The organism is Streptomyces sp. NPDC058459 (assembly GCF_042721685.1).
Taxonomy (GTDB): Bacteria; Actinomycetota; Actinomycetes; order Streptomycetales; family Streptomycetaceae; genus Streptomyces.
In genome coordinates, this window is record NZ_JBHXLV010000155.1 from 1 (window position 1) to 15678 (window position 15678).

Consider the following 15678-nt stretch of genomic DNA (forward strand, 5'->3'; position numbering starts at 1 on the left):
GACCCCCGCCGGGCCGGCCGCGCTCCAGCCCCGCACCACGCAACCAAGTGACATCCCCTGAGCCCACATGGGCCCGTCGAAAAGAAACGCCACCGTCACCCGCGGTCGGTGTGAGGGGGACCGCACACACCGAATCGAAAGGCGGATCGTCATGTCGGCTCCCACCGCGCAGGCGCCGGGAGGGCTCCACCCCTCCGGCACGCGCATCACCCCGACCATGGTCGGATGCATGCTCGCCGCGTTCCTCGCCATTCTGGACACCCAGATCGTGGCCACCGCACTGCCCCGCATCGTCGGCGACCTGCACGGCATCGACCTCTTCGCGTGGGTGACCATCGCCTACGTCATCGCCAGCAGCGTGACCACGCCCATCTACGGCAAGCTCGGCGACCTCTTCGGCCGCAAGGTGACCTTCCTGTCCGCGATCGCCCTGTTCATGCTCGGCTCGGCGCTCTCGGGCCTCTCCGGCTCGATGGAACAGCTCATCGCCTTCCGCGTCGTGCAGGGCATGGGCGCCGGCGGCATCTTCGTCTCCGTCCTGTCCATCATCGGCGACCTGTTCACGCCCCGCGAGGGCGCCAAGTACTACGGCATGTTCGGCATGATCTTCGCCGGCGCCTCGCTCGCCGGTCCCGCCGTCGGAGGCGTGCTCACCGACACGCTCAGCTGGCACTGGGTGTTCCTGGTCAACCTGCCCCTCGGCGCCACCGTCTTCTTCCTGCTCGCCAGGTACCTGCACCTGCCGCGCCGGGTCCGCCAGTCCTCCCTGGACTACGCGGGCATCCTCACCCTGTCCGGCGCCATCGTCAGCGCCACGCTGCTGACCTCCTGGGCCGGCGTCCAGTACGCCTGGACCTCCCCGCGCATCATCGGGCTCGGTGTGGCCGCGGTCCTCTGCCTCACCCTGTTCATCGTGTCGGAGTCCCGTGCCGAGGAACCGATCGTGCCGCTGCGGCTGTTCAAGGACTCGACGTTCACCCTCTCGCTGCTCGGCACCATCGTCTGCGGCGTCGTCTTCGTCGGGTCCGTCAACTTCCTCGCCCTGTACGTCCAGGTCGTCACCGGTGCCAGTCCCACCACCTCGGGCTTCGTGCTGCTGCCGATGATGCTCGGCCTGGTGCTCTCCTCCATCGGTTCCAGCAAGATCATCCGCAAGACCGGCAAGTACAAGATCTTCCCCGTGCTGAGCATGGGCCTCGGCATCGTGGGGGCGCTGCTGCTGTCCACCATGGACGCCTCGACCCCCCGCGCCGTGTCCGTCCTCTACATGGTGGTGTTCGGTTTCGCCTCCGGCATGTCCGCACAGGTCTTCACCCAGGCCGCGCAGAACACCGCGCCGCCCCAGGACCTCGGCGCGGTCTCCGGAGTCGCGACCTTCGGCCGCTCCTTCGGTACCTCGATCGGCATCTCGCTGTTCGCCGCCATCTTCTACAGCCGCCTCAGCGACGAGATCACCGCGCACGTCCCGGCCGCCGCCCTGCGAGACGTCGACCCCGACACGCTGTCGTCCCAGTCCGTCCTCGACTCGTTGACCGCCCCCGTGCGCCACACCGTCGAGGAGGCGTACGCCGCGGCACTGCACCCGGTGTTCGTCACCGCGGTACCCATCCTCGCCGTCGGCCTCGTGATCACGCTGTGCATGAAGAACCTCACCCTGCGCTCGCGGCACCACGGCGGTGCGAGCGAGTCCGCCCCCGCCGCTGCCCCCGCCACGGACACGGCGCCCGCCGGCCCCGCTCCCGAGACGGCCTGATCGTGCGAATCCCCCGCGCATGATCCAGGCCCAAGGGCCGCCCCGCACGCCACCGGCGTACAGGGCGGCCCTTGGCGTGTGCCCACCGCTGGCGCACGCCCCGCGTACCGCCGTGGTGCCCGCGCGGGCGCGGCCGAAGCGCTGCACGCCGCTTCGAGCCGGACTCCAAGCGAAGACGCCATTGTCGGGCGAGGACCGCAGTGGTCCCCACCGTTCGCCAGGAGGCTCGCGTGACACTGACTCATGACCCCACGACAGCCGCGGCGGTCGACCCCGGACCGCTGGTCCGACTGACCATCGCCGACTGCGCGGCCAAGGTACTGCACAGCGCCGTGGCACTCGGTGTGTTCGGTGTGCTCGCCGAGGCACCCGCCGACGCGGACCACATCGCCGCCGAGACCGGTCTGCACGCCCGCATGGCCGCCGACTTCCTCGACGCCCTGGCCGGACTCGGCCTGCTGGAGCGCACCGGCGACCGATACGGCAACACCCCGCTGGCCCAGGCGTACCTGGTGCCCGGCACCTCGACCTACCTCGGCGGTTTCGTGGAACTCACCAACGAGACGCTGTACGGCACCTGGGGGCGGCTGACCGAGGCGCTGACCACCGGCGCCCCCCAGCACCTGGACCCCGACAAGGGCGGGTTCGTCGGGGACAAGCACAAGGACCCGCAGAAGATGAAGCGCTTCTTCGCGGGCCTGGACGCCTACAGCGACCGGATGGGCGTCGAGCTGGCGGGCCGCCTCGACTGGTCCCGGTACTCCTCCTTCGTCGACCTCGGCGGCGCGCGCGGCAACCTCGCCTCCGTCCTCGTGAAGGAGCACCCGCACCTGAAGGCGGGCGTCTTCGACCTGGAGCGCACCCGGCCCCTGTTCACCGAGCACGTCGGCCGGCTCGGCTTCACCGACCGCGTCGAATTCACCGGCGGCGACTTCTTCAGCGACGACATCCCCCAGGCCGACGTCATCGTGCTCGGCCACATCCTGCACGGCTTCGACACGGACCGGCGCCGGGAGCTGCTGCGCAGGGTCCACGCGGCCGTCAACCCCGGAGGGCGCATCCTCGTCTACGACCGGATGATCGACAACGACCGCTCCAACGCCGAACGCCTGCTCTCCAGCCTGCACATGCGCCTCGTCAGCCAGGACGGCTCCGAGTACCGCGTCGGGGATCTGCACGACTGGCTGAGCGAGGCCGGATTCACCGACGCCACGGCGGAGCCGCTGCTCGGCACCCACACGCTGGTGACCGCGACCCGATGACCGACCCGGACGGCGCTGCCGCCCCGACCACCCAAGGAAACACCATGAGCCAGGAAAAGGTGCCCGTCCTCATCGTCGGCGGCGGCCTCGCCGGACTGTCCGCCGCCGTCTTCCTCGCCCACCACGGCGTCAAGGCCACGCTGGTCGAGCGCCACCCCGGCACTTCCGTCCACCCCAAGGCCCGTGCCATCAACCCGCGGACCATGGAGCTGTACCGCGCCGTCGGTATGGAGGAGCGGGTCAGGGCCGGCCGTTCGCCGATCTCCGGCAACACCGACCTGGTGCACGTCGAGAGCCTCGCCGGCGACGAGCGGGTCAGGATGCCCAACGCCTCCATCGAGGACATCAGCCGGATCAGCCCGACCCAGTGGACCCTGATCGACCAGAACCAGCTGGAGCCGATCCTGCGCGAGCGGGCCGAGGAAGTCGGTGTCGACCTGCGCTTCCACACCCGCCTGGACGCGGTCGTGGAGGACGCGGACGGGGTGACCGCCACGCTCACCGACATCGGCACCGGCGAGAGCGGGGAGCTGCGCGCCTCCTACGTGGTCGGCGCCGACGGCAGCCGCAGCCCCCTGCGCGGGCTGCTGGGCATCGGCGCTCACGGCCGCGGCACGATCACCAACCTCGTCAGCTTCTTCTTCGACGCCGACCTGACCGAGGCGCTGCGCGGTCGCAAGATCATCGCCGCGTACGTCAACAACCCCGCCGTCCGCGGCACGATCATCCCGATCGACAACGACCGCAAGTGGGTCATCAACGTCTCCTTCTCCCCGGAGAAGGGGCAGAGCGCCGAGGACTTCACCCAGGAGCGCTGCGCCGAACTGGTCCGGGCGGCCGTCGGCGTCGAGGACCTGCCGCTGACCATCGATTCGGTCGACATGCCCGCCTGGGACATCTCCGCGCGGGTCGCCGACACCTTCGCCGCCGGCCGCTTCCTCATAGCCGGTGACGCCGCGCACGTGATGCCGCCCACCGGTGCCTTCGGCGCCAGCACGGGCATCCAGGACGCCTACAACCTGGCCTGGAAGCTCGCCCTGGTGCTGAGCGGCAAGGCCGGCGCCCGGCTGCTGGCCAGCTACGACCTGGAGCGTCGCCCGGTGGCCGAGGAGACCGTGCGCCAGGCCATGCTGCGCTTCGCCGTCCGTGAGGGCAAGCAGTTCGAGGAGGTGGCCGAGGACCTGGTCGACGAGACGACGATGACCTTCGGCTACGCCTACCCCCAGGGCGCGTTCGTGGGCGAGGACCAGACGGGGTGGACCGTGACCGAGAACCCCGACAAGCCCAGCGGCCGTCCCGGCACCCGCGCCCCCCATGTGGTCATCGAGGGTGAGCACGGCAGGTTCTCCACCGTCGACCTCTTCCCCGTCGGCTTCACCCTGCTGACCGCCGGGGCAGCCGGCCCGTGGACCGCCGCCGAGGGGGCGGCCCGGGATCTCGGCCTGGTGCTGAGGGCACGTGGCATCGGCGCCGGCGGCGACTACGCCGACATCGAGAACACCTTCACGGAGCGCTACGGCATCGCCGGCGGCGGAGCCGTACTGGTCCGCCCCGATGGCTTCGTGGCCTGGCGTTCGAACGGCGGACCCGAAGGGGACGCGGCGGACACCCTGACCGGGGTACTGCGCCGGCTCCTCTGCCGGGACTGACCTGCGCCGAGGCCCCATGAAGCGGGCGCGCCCTCCCTCCGGAAGGCGCGCCCGTCCCCGTATGCGCGGCCGGCTCTCAGAGGTCGCGGGACAGCAGCCGGTGCACGACCGCCGACAACTCCACCGCCGGGTCAGCGGGCTGCTCGGCCGAGCGCCACGCCAGGAAGCCGTCCGGGCGCACCAGAGCCGCACCGGAGGCCGTGATTCCGTACTTCTTCAGGAAGTCCTCGGCCACCTCGGCGGGTTCCTCGGCGCCCACCCGGTGGCAGGCGATGCCGACGCCGGTCAGCCGGGACGCACCTCCCGCCGCCCGCTCCCACAGGCCGGCATCCGGTCCGGTCAGCAGCAGCCAGTCACCCGTCAGCACGTCGTGCAGCGGCCGGTCCCTGCCGTCGGTGCGCAAGGTGAAGTGCGGAGCCCTGGTACCCGGCCGGCCCGAGGGCTGGGCGGGGTCCTCCACCGTGGCGCCGTCGTCGTCCGCGCCGGGCTCGGCGAGCACCGCGCCGGAACGGTACACATGACCGAACAGCACGGTCGTCTCCGAGCGGTGCCGGGCCGCGACCTCGGCGTCGAGCCCGCTGCGCTGGAGATAGCGGATCACCCCCTGCTCCACCGTGAACTCGGCGACCGGGAACCGCTCCTCCTCATAGCTGTCGAGCAGTCCCGCGCCGGCCCGGTCGCGCAGTACCAGAGCGAGCTTCCAGGCGAGGTTGTGCGCGTCCTGCACGCCCATGTTGCCGCCGAACCCGCCGGTGGGCGGCATGACATGGGCCGAGTCGCCGGCCAGGAACACCCGTCCGTAGCGGAACCGGTCGGCGACCCGCGCGGCGATCTCCCAGCTGCTGACGGTCTCCACCTCGACGCCGAGATCCGGCACCCCGACCGCCGCGCGCACCATGTCCACGCACTCCTCCTCGGAGAACTCGGCGTGCGTCTCCTGCGGCGGCAGGCTCGGGGCCAGCACCCAGCGGTCCCCGCCGTCCAGGCGGCCGAGCACGCCCTTGACCCGGTCGTTGCTGACGAAGCAGAGGAAGAAGCGCCGGCCGTCCACGTACTCGTCCAGCGAGGCGCGGAAGATGATGTTCATCTGGCGGCCGAACACACCCTGTCCGTGCGTGCCGATGCCCAGCCCCTCGCGGACCGGGCTCCGCACGCCGTCCGCGGCGACCAGATAGGACGCGCGGACGGTGGTCTCGCTCCCGTCCCGCAGATCGCGCAGCACCGCGGTGACCCCGTCGGCGTCCTGCTCGTAGCCCACCAGCTCGGTGCCGAAGCGGATGTCCGCGCCCAGCTCCCCGGCCTTCGCGAGCAGGACCGGCTCGAAGCGGTCCTGCCCGATCAGGGTCCAGCCGGTCGTGCCCACCTCGTTGGGGTCGTGGCGGAACGGTCCGTCGAACCGCCCGAGTTCCGCCCCTGCCAGGGACTCCACCTGGAGGATGTCGCCGTACTGCGCGTGCGGGTTCTCCTGCGCGCGCACCCGCTCCTCCAGGCCGAGTGCCCGCATCAGCTCCATCGTGCGAGGGCTGGCCGCCTGCGCACGCGGGTGCGCCGAGACGTGGGAATGCCGCTCGACGAGCAGCGGACGAATGCCCTGCCGGGCGAGGAACAGCGCCTGGGCGAGGCCCACCATGCTGCCGCCCACGATCAGTACGTCGGTTCGCTCAGCCACCGGATAGCTCCTTGTCTCGATGCCGGCCTGCCCGGCCTGCTGGGTGGGGACCCGATTCCGGACAGTCCGGCCAGCCAACACCGCCGCCCTAGAGGTCCGCTCGGACCGCGCCGGCACGCCGGACACAGCCCTCGCCCGAGCCGTCCAGAACCGTTCGAGCTGCGCGCGAGGAGCCGCTGACATCGTCGAACCGCTGACGACGACGCAGGACCCGGACGGGAGGCCACAGGCCGTGGTGGAGACACTGAGTGTGCTGGTGCTACTGGGCACCGGCCTGGTGGCGGGGGTGCTGTTCGCCGTGGCGATCAGTGTCATGCCCGCCTTGATCGCGATGACGCCCGACCGCTACGTCGACACCCACAAGCTGCTCGGCAAGCGCTACGACCGGATCATGCCGTTCATCGTGAGCGGCTCCGTCCTGGTCGACGCGGCCCTCGCGGTACGCGCCGACCACGCCTCGTCGCGCGTGCTGTTCATCGCCGCCGCGCTCGCCATGGCCGGTGTCGCGGTCGTGTCCCAGACCCGCAACGTCCCCATCAACAACCGGGTCAAAAAGACCCGGCCCCAGGACCTCGGACCCGGCTGGGAGGACCCGCGCGTCCAGTGGCGGGACTGGCATCTGCTGCGCACCTGCTTCGCCATCGGCGGCTGCACCCTGACGGCCGCCGCGGTGGTGCTGTCATGACCGCGACCGAGAAGGCGGCCGACACCGCCCGGATCAGCCGTGCCGCACGCGACGACCAGGAACAGGCGGTCACCAACGCGCGGATGGTCGCCCTGCTCTCCGGCCCGGACGCCGGACCGGTCGCCACCCACCTGGCCCTGGTCCACTTCACCGGGCGGCGCAGCGGCAGACCGTACACCGTGCCCGCCGGCGTGCACCGCCACGACGGCGCCCTGTACCTCGCCACCTCCAGCGCATGGCGCCACAACTTCGCCACCGGGGCCGACGGCGAGCTGACCTGGCAGGGCCGGCGCACCCCGGCGTGCTTCACCCTCGTCCAGGACGCGGAGCTGACCACCCGCGGCTACCTGGACCTCTACCGGAGCTACGGCCGCGAAGCGGCCCAGCGCCGCCTCGGGATCACCGTGACGGACGGGCCGGAGCCCACCGTGGACGACTTCCGGGCCGCCGTCGCCACCGTTCCGCTCACCCTCGTCGCCGTGACGGTCAAGCCGGGCGACACCGCCGAACTCGCCGTGAATGAGAGGACCTCCCGATGAGCGCAATCGCCGGCTGGGTCGACTTCGAGCGGGATCTTTCCCCGCAGGCCGGCCTCGTGGAGTCGATGGCGGCCACCCTCGCGCACCGCGGACCCGACGGGCGGGGCCTGTGGGCCGAAGGCCACGCCGTACTCGCCCACCGACGCCTCGCCCTGCTCGACGTGACCGACACCGGCCGCCAGCCGGTGGTGCACCGCACCGAAGGCGGCAGCCCGACAGCGGTCCTCGCCCTGGACGGCGCCGTCACCAACCACGTGGAACTGCGCGCCGAACTGGCCGCGAAGGGACACGGGTTCACCGGCCGGGGCGACGCGGAGACTGCTCTCCACGCCTACCTGGAGTGGGGCGTCGACTTCCTCACCCGGCTGGAGGGCATGTTCGCGCTCTCCCTGTGGGACGTACGCGCGCAGCAACTGCTGCTGGCCCGTGACCGCCTCGGCGTCAAGCCGCTCAGCTACTACCAGACACCCGGCGGCGTCCTGTTCGGCTCCGAGCCCAAGGCGCTCCTGGCCCACCCGGACGTGGCCCCCGTCGTCGACGCGGACGGACTGCGCGAACTGTTCGCACACAGCCGCAAGCCCGGCACGGGCGTCTTCCGGGGCACCCGCGAGGTCGTCCCCGGCCACGTGCTGATCGTGCGGCACTCCGGCAGCCACGAGCAGCGCTACTGGTCACTGCCTGCCCGGCAGCACACGGACAGCCTCGACACCACCGTCACCACCGTCCGCGGCCTGCTCACCTCCGCCGTCGACAGCCACCTGCGAGCCGACGTGCCCGTGGGCGCCATGCTCTCCGGCGGCATCGACTCCAGCGCCCTGACCGCGCTGGCACACCGCGCACTCACCGACGCCCGCACCGGCCCGCTGCGCAGCTTCTCGGTGAACTTCACCGGGTACACCGAGAACTTCGAGCCGCACCCCACGATGCGTTCCACTCCGGACGCCCCCTACGCGGCGCTGGCCTCCGAACACATCGGCTCCCGGCACACCGAGATCCTGCTGGACACGGGGGCACTGACCGACCCGGCCGTGCACGTCTCGTCCCTGCGCAGCCAGGACGCCCCGTCGCCCCTCGGCGACATGGACGTCTCCCTCATCCGGTTCTTCGCCCGGCTGCGCGAGGCCGGAATCACCGCCGTGCTCTCCGGCGAGACCGCCGACGAGGTCTTCAACGGCTACTTCTGGGCCTACGACCCCCAGCACAGCAACTCCCAGACGTTCCCGTGGGTCTCCTTCGAACGCGGCCACGACGCCGCCGCCGGGGGCCTCGGAACGTCCATGATCGACCGTCAGCTCCGCAAGGAACTCGACTTCATGGGCTACGCCGACCAGCACTACCGCGACGCCCTCACCGAGGTTCCGCACATCGACGGAGACCTCCCCGCCGAGCGCCGGGCCCGCGAGGTCACCTACCTCGCGCTCACGCGCTGGGCCCCCACCCACCTCGACCGCGCCGATCGCATGAGCATGGCCCACGGCGTCCAGCTGCGCCCGCCGTTCTGCGACCGGGCCCTGGTGGAGTACGTCTACAACGTGCCGGCCGCTCTCAAGCGCGTGGACGGCGTGGAGAAGAGCCTGCTGCGCTCCGCGGTCGCGGACCTGCTCCCCGAAGCGGTGCTGCACCGCAGGAAGAGCGCCTACCCGACCACGCAGGAAGCCGCCTACGGCGACTTCGTCCGCCGGCGGTTCGCCGAGGTGGCCACCGACCGCGACGCGGCCGTCGCGAGCCTGCTGGACACCACCGCGGCCGCACGGGCGGTCAGCTCCGACAACTCGCCCAAGGGCGCCTTCGCCTGGGTCGAACGAGCCGGCATGGAGATGGTGCTGCAGCTCGAGACCTGGCTGACGGAGTACCGCATCGACCTGAAGCTGTGATCCCCCGCTCCACCGGTCCAGACCGTTTCAAGACAGCTTCGAGGACCGCCCGCGAGGGTGGGAACGACCGAAGCAGCCAGGAGGGCAACGTGCACCGCACATTGATCGTGGCGCGGATGAACCTCGCCGACGCCGAAGGCGTCGCCAAGGTCTTCGCGGACTCCGACAGCACAGACCTGCCGCACATGGTGGGCGTCTCGAGGCGGACCCTGCTCGCCTTCCACGACCTGTACTTCCACCTGGTGGAGGCCGAGCAGGACATCGGCCCGAACCTGTACAAGGCGCGCAGCCACCCGCTCTACAACGACGTCAACACCCGTCTGCAGGAGTACATCTCCCCGTACGACCCGAACTGGCGCGAGCCGCGCGACGCGATGGCCGTGCCGTTCTACACCTGGACCCCGCAGGACGGCCCGGTCGTCACCAGGCCGGCCGGCCCGACCCTGGGCGGCACCCGATGACGACAACGGCCCCTACCACCAAGGTGAACCTGGAGGACGTCGCTTCCAACCGCAAGCGCGGCGGCGACATCCGCATCACCCTCAGTCCCCGTACCGTCGGCTGCACCTCCGGCTTCGGCGGAACCCTGCGGCTCACGGCGGGCGAGTACGTCACGGAGCATCTGCACCCGTACTCGGAGGAGTTCCTGCACGTCGTCACGGGAGAGCTGAGCATCACCCTGGACGACGAGGCCGTGACCCTGCGGCCGGGCGACTCCGTGCTCGTGCCCGTCGGTGTGCGTCACCGGCTGGTCAACACCGGCCAGGAGACGGCACAGGTGGTCTTCCACCTCTCCCCGCTGGCGCCGCGGCCGGAACTCGGCCATGTCGACACCGAGACGCCTCGGCACGACGGCGGCGCCAACCCGGACGTCGGAGGCCCGCGATGAGCCGACGCGCCGTCATCACCGGTATCGGCGCCGTCGCACCCGGCGGCGTCGGCCGCGACGCGTACTGGGACCTGCTGTCCAACGGGCGCACGGCCACCCGGGAGATCACCCTCTTCGACGCGGCCGGCTTCCGGTCCCGGGTCGCCGCCGAGTGCGACTTCGACCCGGCCGCCGCCGGCCTCGGCGCGCAGGAGATCCGCCGCATGGACCGCGCCGCCCAGTTCGCGGTCGTCGCGGCCCGCGAGGCGATCGAGGACAGCGGCATCGACCTCACGGCCGGCGACCCCGGCCGCACCGGGGTCAGTATCGGCAGCGCCGTCGGCTGCACCACCGGCCTGGAGGACGAGTACGTCGTCCTGTCCGACAGCGGCAGGAACTGGCTCGTCGACCACTCCTACGGGGTACCCCATCTGTACGGCTACATGGTGCCCAGCACGCTGGCCGCCGAGGTGGCGTGGCAGGCTCATGCCGAGGGGCCGGTCGCGCTGATCTCCACCGGCTGCACCTCCGGGCTCGACGCGGTCGCCCACGGTGTCCAGTTGATCGAGGAAGGCACCGCGGACATCGTCATCGCCGGGGCGACCGACGCCCCGCTGTCACCCATCACCTCCGCCTGCTTCGACGCCATCAAGGCCACCACTCCCAACAACGACGACAACGCCGCCGCGGCGTCCCGGCCCTTCGACGGCCGCCGGGACGGCTTCGTCCTCGGCGAGGGCGCCGCCGTCATGGTGATCGAGGAGGCCGGGGCGGCCCGCAGGCGCGGCGCGCAGCTCTACGCCGAGGTGGCCGGCTTCGCCAGCCGCTCCAACGCGTACCACATGACCGGTCTCAAGGCCGACGGACGGGAGATGGCCGAGGCCATCCGCGTCGCCCTGGACCGGGCCCGGCTGGACGCACTCGACATCGACTACATCAACGCGCACGGCTCGGGCACCAAGCAGAACGACCGTCACGAGACCGCCGCGTTCAAGCGCAGCCTGGGCGCGCGGGCCTACGACGTGCCGGTCAGTTCCATCAAGTCGATGATCGGGCACTCGCTGGGCGCGATCGGCTCCCTGGAAGTCGTCGCCTGCGCCCTGGCCCTGCGCCACCAGGTGGTGCCTCCGACAGCCAACCTGTCGGTACCCGACCCGAAGTGCGATCTCGACTACGTGCCGGTCACGGCCCGCGACCACCGCATGAACCATGTGCTGAGTGTCGGCAGCGGCTTCGGCGGGTTCCAGAGCGCCATGATCCTCAGCCGCCCCGGCGCGGGCAGCGGAAGGGAAGCAGCATGAGCGCGCTCGGTATACCCGAGGGGCGGCGCCGCCCCTCGGTCGTCACCGGCCTCGGCGTCATCGCCCCCACCGGTCTCGACGTGCGCCGGCACTGGGAAGCGGTACTGGCCGGCAAGAGCGGGCTCGGCCGCATCACCCGCTTCGACCCGACGTCGTACCCGGTCAAGGTGGCCGGGGAGGTGCCGGGATTCGAAGCCGGCCGGCACATACCCGACATCCTCGTCTCGCGCACCGACCGCTTCACCCACTTCGCGCTGGCCGCGGCCGAGACCGCGCTCGCCGACGCGCAGGCCGACCCCGCCCGCCTGCCCGAGTACGAGATGGCGGTGGTCACCGCCAGTTCCTCCGGCGGCACCGAGTTCGGCCAGGGCGAGATGGAGCGGCTCTACCAGAGCGGACCCGCCTGGGTGGGCGCCTTCCAGTCCATCGCCTGGTTCTACGCCGCCACCACCGGTCAGGTCTCCATCCGGCAGGGCATGCGCGGGCCCTGCGGGGTCATCTGCGCCGAGCAGGCCGGCGGCCTGGACGCCCTCGGCCAGTCCCGCAGACTGCTCGACACCGGTTCCCGACTGGTGCTGTCGGGCGGCACCGACGCCTCCCTGTGCCCCTACGGGCTGACCGCCCAGCTCTCCACCCGCGCCCTGTCCACCGTGGACGACCCCACCCGCGCCTACCTGCCCTTCGACGAGTCGGCCGGCGGCTACGTCCCCGGTGAGGGCGGCGCCATGCTGGTCGTCGAGACCGAGGACGGCGCCCGTGAACGCGGCATCGGCCACTACGGCCGCATCCTCGGCTACGCCTCCGGCTTCGACCCGGCCCCCGGCTCGGGCCGGCGGCCCGCCCTCACCTCGGTCATCCGCAGGGCACTGGCCGATGCCGACATCGCCGCCGACGACATCGACGTCGTCTTCGCCGACGCCGCCGCCGTGCCCGAGGCCGACCGGGCCGAAGCCGACGCCATCAACACGGTGTTCGGACGCGGCCGGGTGCCGGTGACCGCCCCCAAGACCCTCACCGGCCGGCTGTACGCGGGCGGTGCGGCACTGGACGTGGCCACCGCCCTGCTCAGCCTCGCCGCCGACACCATCCCGCACACCGCGGGCGCCGGCCGGGGCGGACACCTCGGCATCGACCTGGTCGTCGAACGACCCCGGCACACCACGCTGCGCACCGCGCTGGTGCTCGCCCGCGGACACGGCGGCTTCACCTCCGCGCTCGTGCTCGGCGCGGGGGACCGCACCGGCCACCTCACGTGAGAGCCCCGAACCCGAAAGGCAGGAAAGCGATGGCCGGACACACCACCAACTGCATCGTCGTCGACGCCCCCATGGACTTCGTGTGGGAGCGCACCAACGACGTGGCGTCGTGGACCGACCTGTTCAGCGAGTACTCCGTCGCCGAGATCATCGAGCACGACGGCCCCACCGTCACCTTCCGGCTCGCTCTGCATCCCGACGAGAACGGCAAGGTGTGGAGCTGGGTGTCCCAGCGCACCACCGACGCCGAGGCCCGCACCGTCCGCGCCCACCGGGTGGAGACCGGCCCGTTCGAGTACATGAACATCCACTGGCGGTACACGCAGACGGACGACGGCGTCCGGATGGAGTGGACCCAGGACTTCCACATGAAGGAAGGAGCCCCGCTCGACGACGCCGGCATGACCGACCGCATCAACCGCAACTCGGTCGTCCAGCTGGGCCTCATCAAGCGGAAGCTGGAGACCCGGGCACGCGCGCTGTCCACCCCGTTCGCCGACCTCGCGGGCAAGCGAGTCCTGGTCACCGGCGGCTCCCGGGGCATCGGCCGGGGCATCGTCCTCGCCGCCGCGGCGGCCGGCGCCGACGTCCTCACCTGCTACCGGCAGAACAACGACCACGTCACCACACTCGGCAAGGAACTGGCCGGGCTGCCCGGCAGCGGCCACGTGGTGCGAGCCGACGCCGCCGACCCGGCCGGGGCCCGCTTCCTGGCCGAACGGGCCCGGGAACTCCTGGGCGGTCTGGACGCGGTCGTCAACAACGCCGGCGACTTCACCCCCGCCCCCTACGCCGACCTCGCCGACAGCGCGTGGGCCGCCGCCGTGCAGTCCAACCTCACCGGCACCCACCAGGTCACGCAGGCCGTGCTGCCCCTGCTGGCGAACGGCGCCTCGATCGTCAACCTGGGCTCCACCGTGGCCCGCATCGGCATGGCCGGGGGAGCCCACTACACGGCCGTCAAGCAGGGGCTGGTCGGCCTGACCCGCTCCCTGGCACGCGAGCTGGGCCCGCGGGGAATCCGCGTGAACACCGTCTCGCCCGGTCGCATCGACACCGAGGCGCTGGACGAGCTGCCGCCCGAGGCGGCCGCCCGGCAGCGCGCGCTCTTCTCGAAGTTCAGCGCCCTCGGGCGACTCGGCACCCCTCGGGAGATCGCCCAGGTCGTGCTGTTCCTCATCAGCGACCGGGCCTCCTACGTCACCGGCCAGGACATCCACGTCGACGGCTGCGTGTGAACCATCCTCACACCCCGAAAGGACATCAGATGGAACTCGGACTGCAGGGCAAGAAGTTCCTGATCACCGGCGGCTCCCGGGGCATCGGCCGGGCCATCGTCCTCGCCGCCGCTCACGCCGGCGCCGATGTCATCACCTGCTACGTGCAGGAGAGCGAGTACGTCGAGAGCCTGCGCCGGGAGCTCAAGGAGACCGGCGGCCACCACTACGTCATACGCGCCGATGTCGGCGAGATCGCGCAGATCGACTCACTGGTCGAGACGGCGAAGGAGAAGTACGGCAGGCTCGACGGCATCGTCAACAACGCCGGTGTCATCAGCCACATCCCGTTCGCGGAGCTGGCCCCGACGGAGTGGTCGCGCGTCATCGACACCAACCTGACGGCCACCTACCGCGTCATCCAGCAGGCGCTGCCGCTGCTCGGCGAAGGCGCCTCGGTCGTCAACATCGGCTCTCGGGGTGCCGCCGCGGGCATCCCGCTGCGGGCCCACTACACCGCCGCCAAGGCCGCGATGATCGGCCTGACCCGCTCTCTGGCCAAGGAACTCGGCGGCAAGGGCATCCGCGTCAACGTGGTCGCACCGGGGGTCATCGAGACCGAGGCCTTCGACTCGATGCCCGCCGAACGCGCCGAGGGCCTCCGCGCCACCTACGCCCAGAAGACTGCTCTCGCCCGGCTCGGCCGCGTCGACGAGCTGGCCGCCCCGGTCCTGTTCCTGCTCAGCGAGCTGTCCGCCTACGTCACCGGCGAGACCCTGAACGTCGACGGAGGTATCTGACCATGGCCGACGCCACGTTCCGGGTGATGCTCAAGATGCAGATCAAGCCCGGCATGGAAGCCGAGTTCGAGCGGGTGTGGCAGGAGGTCGGCGGCTCGGTCACCGACCACCCGGCGAACCGCGGCCAGTGGCTCTCCAGGAGCACCACCGAGAACGAGGACGGCATCTACTACATCGTCAGCGACTGGGTGGACGAGCCGCAGTTCCGCGCCTTCGAGACCAGCGACACGCACCTGCACCACCGCACGAAGCTGCACCCGTTCCGCAGCGGCGGCTCCATGGCCACGATGGAGATCGTCGCGAGCCTCGCGGGAGCGGCGGCATGACCACCGCCCCCGCCGTCGAGGTGGTGCTCTACCACCTGTCCGACCAGCATGAGGACGTCCTCGCGGCCTACCACGAAGCCAGCCGCCGCATGGCGGGCACCCCGGGCCTGCTGGGCAACCAGCTCATGACCGAACTCGGCCGCCCGGACAGCTTCGTCGTGATCAGCCACTGGGCGACCTGGGCGGACTTCGAGACCTGGGAAGGCGGCGCGGCCCACAAGGACCAGACCGCGCCCCTGCGCGAATTCCGTGACACCGGGAGGAGCCGCCCGTTCGAGGTCTACCAGGTCCTCGCCAGCTACTGACGGGCAGCGCCGCGCCGCTCGTGCCGGTCCCGGGAGTCGCCACCGCCGCCGGAGCGGGGGGCGCGCCGCGCGCCCCGCGCGCCTCCGCGCCCCCCGCGCCCCCTCGCGCCCTCGCGCCCCCTCGCGCCCTCGCGCCCCCTCGCGCCCTCGCGCCCCCTCGCGCCCCTGCGGTCC

At 71.6% G+C, this 15678-nt stretch carries 15 protein-coding genes; 14 read left to right on the forward strand and 1 reads right to left on the reverse strand.

What is annotated here, in order from left to right; translation table 11 throughout:
• Nucleotides 1-151 precede the first annotated feature (151 nt).
• From ACFWN1_RS23975 to ACFWN1_RS23985, 3 genes are all read left to right on the forward strand, one after another.
• Nucleotides 152-1753 carry an MDR family MFS transporter gene (locus ACFWN1_RS23975; protein WP_384365485.1) on the forward strand — a complete coding sequence of 534 codons (1602 nt, stop codon included), beginning with the start codon at nt 152-154 and terminating at the stop codon, nt 1751-1753.
• Nucleotides 1754-1983: 230 nt separating this feature from the next.
• The gene (locus ACFWN1_RS23980; protein WP_384365489.1) at nt 1984-3015 is read left to right on the forward strand and encodes a methyltransferase; all 1032 of its coding nucleotides are present in this window, start codon (nt 1984-1986) and stop codon (nt 3013-3015) included.
• A gap of 44 nt (nt 3016-3059) precedes the next feature.
• Entirely contained in the window at nt 3060-4664 is a 1605-nt protein-coding gene (locus ACFWN1_RS23985; protein ID WP_384365492.1) for an FAD-dependent monooxygenase, read from the forward strand.
• 76 nt (nt 4665-4740) lie between these two features.
• Here the strand turns inward: ACFWN1_RS23985 and ACFWN1_RS23990 are convergent, their stop codons facing one another.
• Nucleotides 4741-6333, reverse strand: a complete 1593-nt coding sequence (locus ACFWN1_RS23990) for an FAD-dependent monooxygenase (protein ID WP_384365495.1) — start codon at nt 6331-6333, stop codon at nt 4741-4743.
• A 232-nt stretch (nt 6334-6565) separates the two neighbouring features.
• On the opposite strand from ACFWN1_RS23990, the gene ACFWN1_RS23995 reads away from it, so the two are divergent.
• The 11 genes from ACFWN1_RS23995 (at nt 6566) to ACFWN1_RS24045 (ending at nt 15504) form a co-directional block, all read left to right on the forward strand.
• Nucleotides 6566-7018 (forward strand): anthrone oxygenase family protein, encoded by a 453-nt coding sequence (locus ACFWN1_RS23995; RefSeq protein WP_384365498.1) that lies wholly within the window; start codon nt 6566-6568, stop codon nt 7016-7018.
• Nucleotides 7015-7557 carry a hypothetical protein gene (locus tag ACFWN1_RS24000; RefSeq protein ID WP_384365501.1) on the forward strand — a complete coding sequence of 181 codons (543 nt, stop codon included), beginning with the start codon at nt 7015-7017 and terminating at the stop codon, nt 7555-7557. Before ACFWN1_RS23995 ends, ACFWN1_RS24000 begins: the two co-directional genes overlap by 4 nt.
• Entirely contained in the window at nt 7554-9431 is a 1878-nt protein-coding gene (asnB, locus tag ACFWN1_RS24005) for an asparagine synthase (glutamine-hydrolyzing) (protein WP_384365504.1), read from the forward strand. Before ACFWN1_RS24000 ends, asnB begins: the two co-directional genes overlap by 4 nt.
• An 89-nt stretch (nt 9432-9520) precedes the next feature.
• A complete protein-coding gene (locus ACFWN1_RS24010) occupies nt 9521-9892 on the forward strand; it encodes a TcmI family type II polyketide cyclase (RefSeq protein WP_384365507.1) in 372 nt (123 codons plus the stop codon).
• Nucleotides 9889-10320 carry a cupin domain-containing protein gene (locus ACFWN1_RS24015; RefSeq protein ID WP_384365510.1) on the forward strand — a complete coding sequence of 144 codons (432 nt, stop codon included), beginning with the start codon at nt 9889-9891 and terminating at the stop codon, nt 10318-10320. The genes ACFWN1_RS24010 and ACFWN1_RS24015 overlap by 4 nt, the downstream gene beginning before the upstream one ends.
• Nucleotides 10317-11600, forward strand: a complete 1284-nt coding sequence (locus ACFWN1_RS24020; RefSeq protein ID WP_384365513.1) for a beta-ketoacyl-[acyl-carrier-protein] synthase family protein — start codon at nt 10317-10319, stop codon at nt 11598-11600. Before ACFWN1_RS24015 ends, ACFWN1_RS24020 begins: the two co-directional genes overlap by 4 nt.
• Nucleotides 11597-12856 carry a ketosynthase chain-length factor gene (locus ACFWN1_RS24025; RefSeq protein WP_384365516.1) on the forward strand — a complete coding sequence of 420 codons (1260 nt, stop codon included), beginning with the start codon at nt 11597-11599 and terminating at the stop codon, nt 12854-12856. Before ACFWN1_RS24020 ends, ACFWN1_RS24025 begins: the two co-directional genes overlap by 4 nt.
• 29 nt (nt 12857-12885) lie before the next feature.
• Entirely contained in the window at nt 12886-14094 is a 1209-nt protein-coding gene (locus ACFWN1_RS24030; RefSeq protein ID WP_384365519.1) for an SDR family oxidoreductase, read from the forward strand.
• Between the two features lie 29 nt (nt 14095-14123).
• Nucleotides 14124-14873, forward strand: coding sequence for an SDR family NAD(P)-dependent oxidoreductase (locus ACFWN1_RS24035; RefSeq protein WP_384365522.1), 750 nt, complete (start codon nt 14124-14126; stop codon nt 14871-14873).
• A 2-nt stretch (nt 14874-14875) separates the two neighbouring features.
• Nucleotides 14876-15199 carry an antibiotic biosynthesis monooxygenase family protein gene (locus ACFWN1_RS24040; RefSeq protein WP_384365525.1) on the forward strand — a complete coding sequence of 108 codons (324 nt, stop codon included), beginning with the start codon at nt 14876-14878 and terminating at the stop codon, nt 15197-15199.
• Complete coding sequence (locus tag ACFWN1_RS24045) at nt 15196-15504, forward strand: antibiotic biosynthesis monooxygenase family protein (RefSeq protein WP_384365528.1); 309 nt, start codon at nt 15196-15198, stop codon at nt 15502-15504. Before ACFWN1_RS24040 ends, ACFWN1_RS24045 begins: the two co-directional genes overlap by 4 nt.
• Nucleotides 15505-15678: the final 174 nt, after the last annotated feature.

Excerpts from the sequence above, each read along its gene's own strand:
- ACFWN1_RS23975 (WP_384365485.1), top strand. The coding sequence starts at position 152 with ATGTCGGCTCCCACCGCGCAGGCGCCGGGAGGGCTCCACCCCTCCGGC.
- ACFWN1_RS23985 (WP_384365492.1), top strand. The coding sequence starts at position 3,060 with ATGAGCCAGGAAAAGGTGCCCGTCCTCATCGTCGGCGGCGGCCTCGCC.
- ACFWN1_RS24000 (WP_384365501.1), top strand. The coding sequence starts at position 7,015 with ATGACCGCGACCGAGAAGGCGGCCGACACCGCCCGGATCAGCCGTGCC.
- asnB (WP_384365504.1), top strand. The coding sequence starts at position 7,554 with ATGAGCGCAATCGCCGGCTGGGTCGACTTCGAGCGGGATCTTTCCCCG.
- ACFWN1_RS24015 (WP_384365510.1), top strand. The coding sequence starts at position 9,889 with ATGACGACAACGGCCCCTACCACCAAGGTGAACCTGGAGGACGTCGCT.
- ACFWN1_RS24020 (WP_384365513.1), top strand. The coding sequence starts at position 10,317 with ATGAGCCGACGCGCCGTCATCACCGGTATCGGCGCCGTCGCACCCGGC.
- ACFWN1_RS24025 (WP_384365516.1), top strand. The coding sequence starts at position 11,597 with ATGAGCGCGCTCGGTATACCCGAGGGGCGGCGCCGCCCCTCGGTCGTC.
- ACFWN1_RS24030 (WP_384365519.1), top strand. The coding sequence starts at position 12,886 with ATGGCCGGACACACCACCAACTGCATCGTCGTCGACGCCCCCATGGAC.
- ACFWN1_RS24035 (WP_384365522.1), top strand. The coding sequence starts at position 14,124 with ATGGAACTCGGACTGCAGGGCAAGAAGTTCCTGATCACCGGCGGCTCC.
- ACFWN1_RS24040 (WP_384365525.1), top strand. The coding sequence starts at position 14,876 with ATGGCCGACGCCACGTTCCGGGTGATGCTCAAGATGCAGATCAAGCCC.
- ACFWN1_RS24045 (WP_384365528.1), top strand. The coding sequence starts at position 15,196 with ATGACCACCGCCCCCGCCGTCGAGGTGGTGCTCTACCACCTGTCCGAC.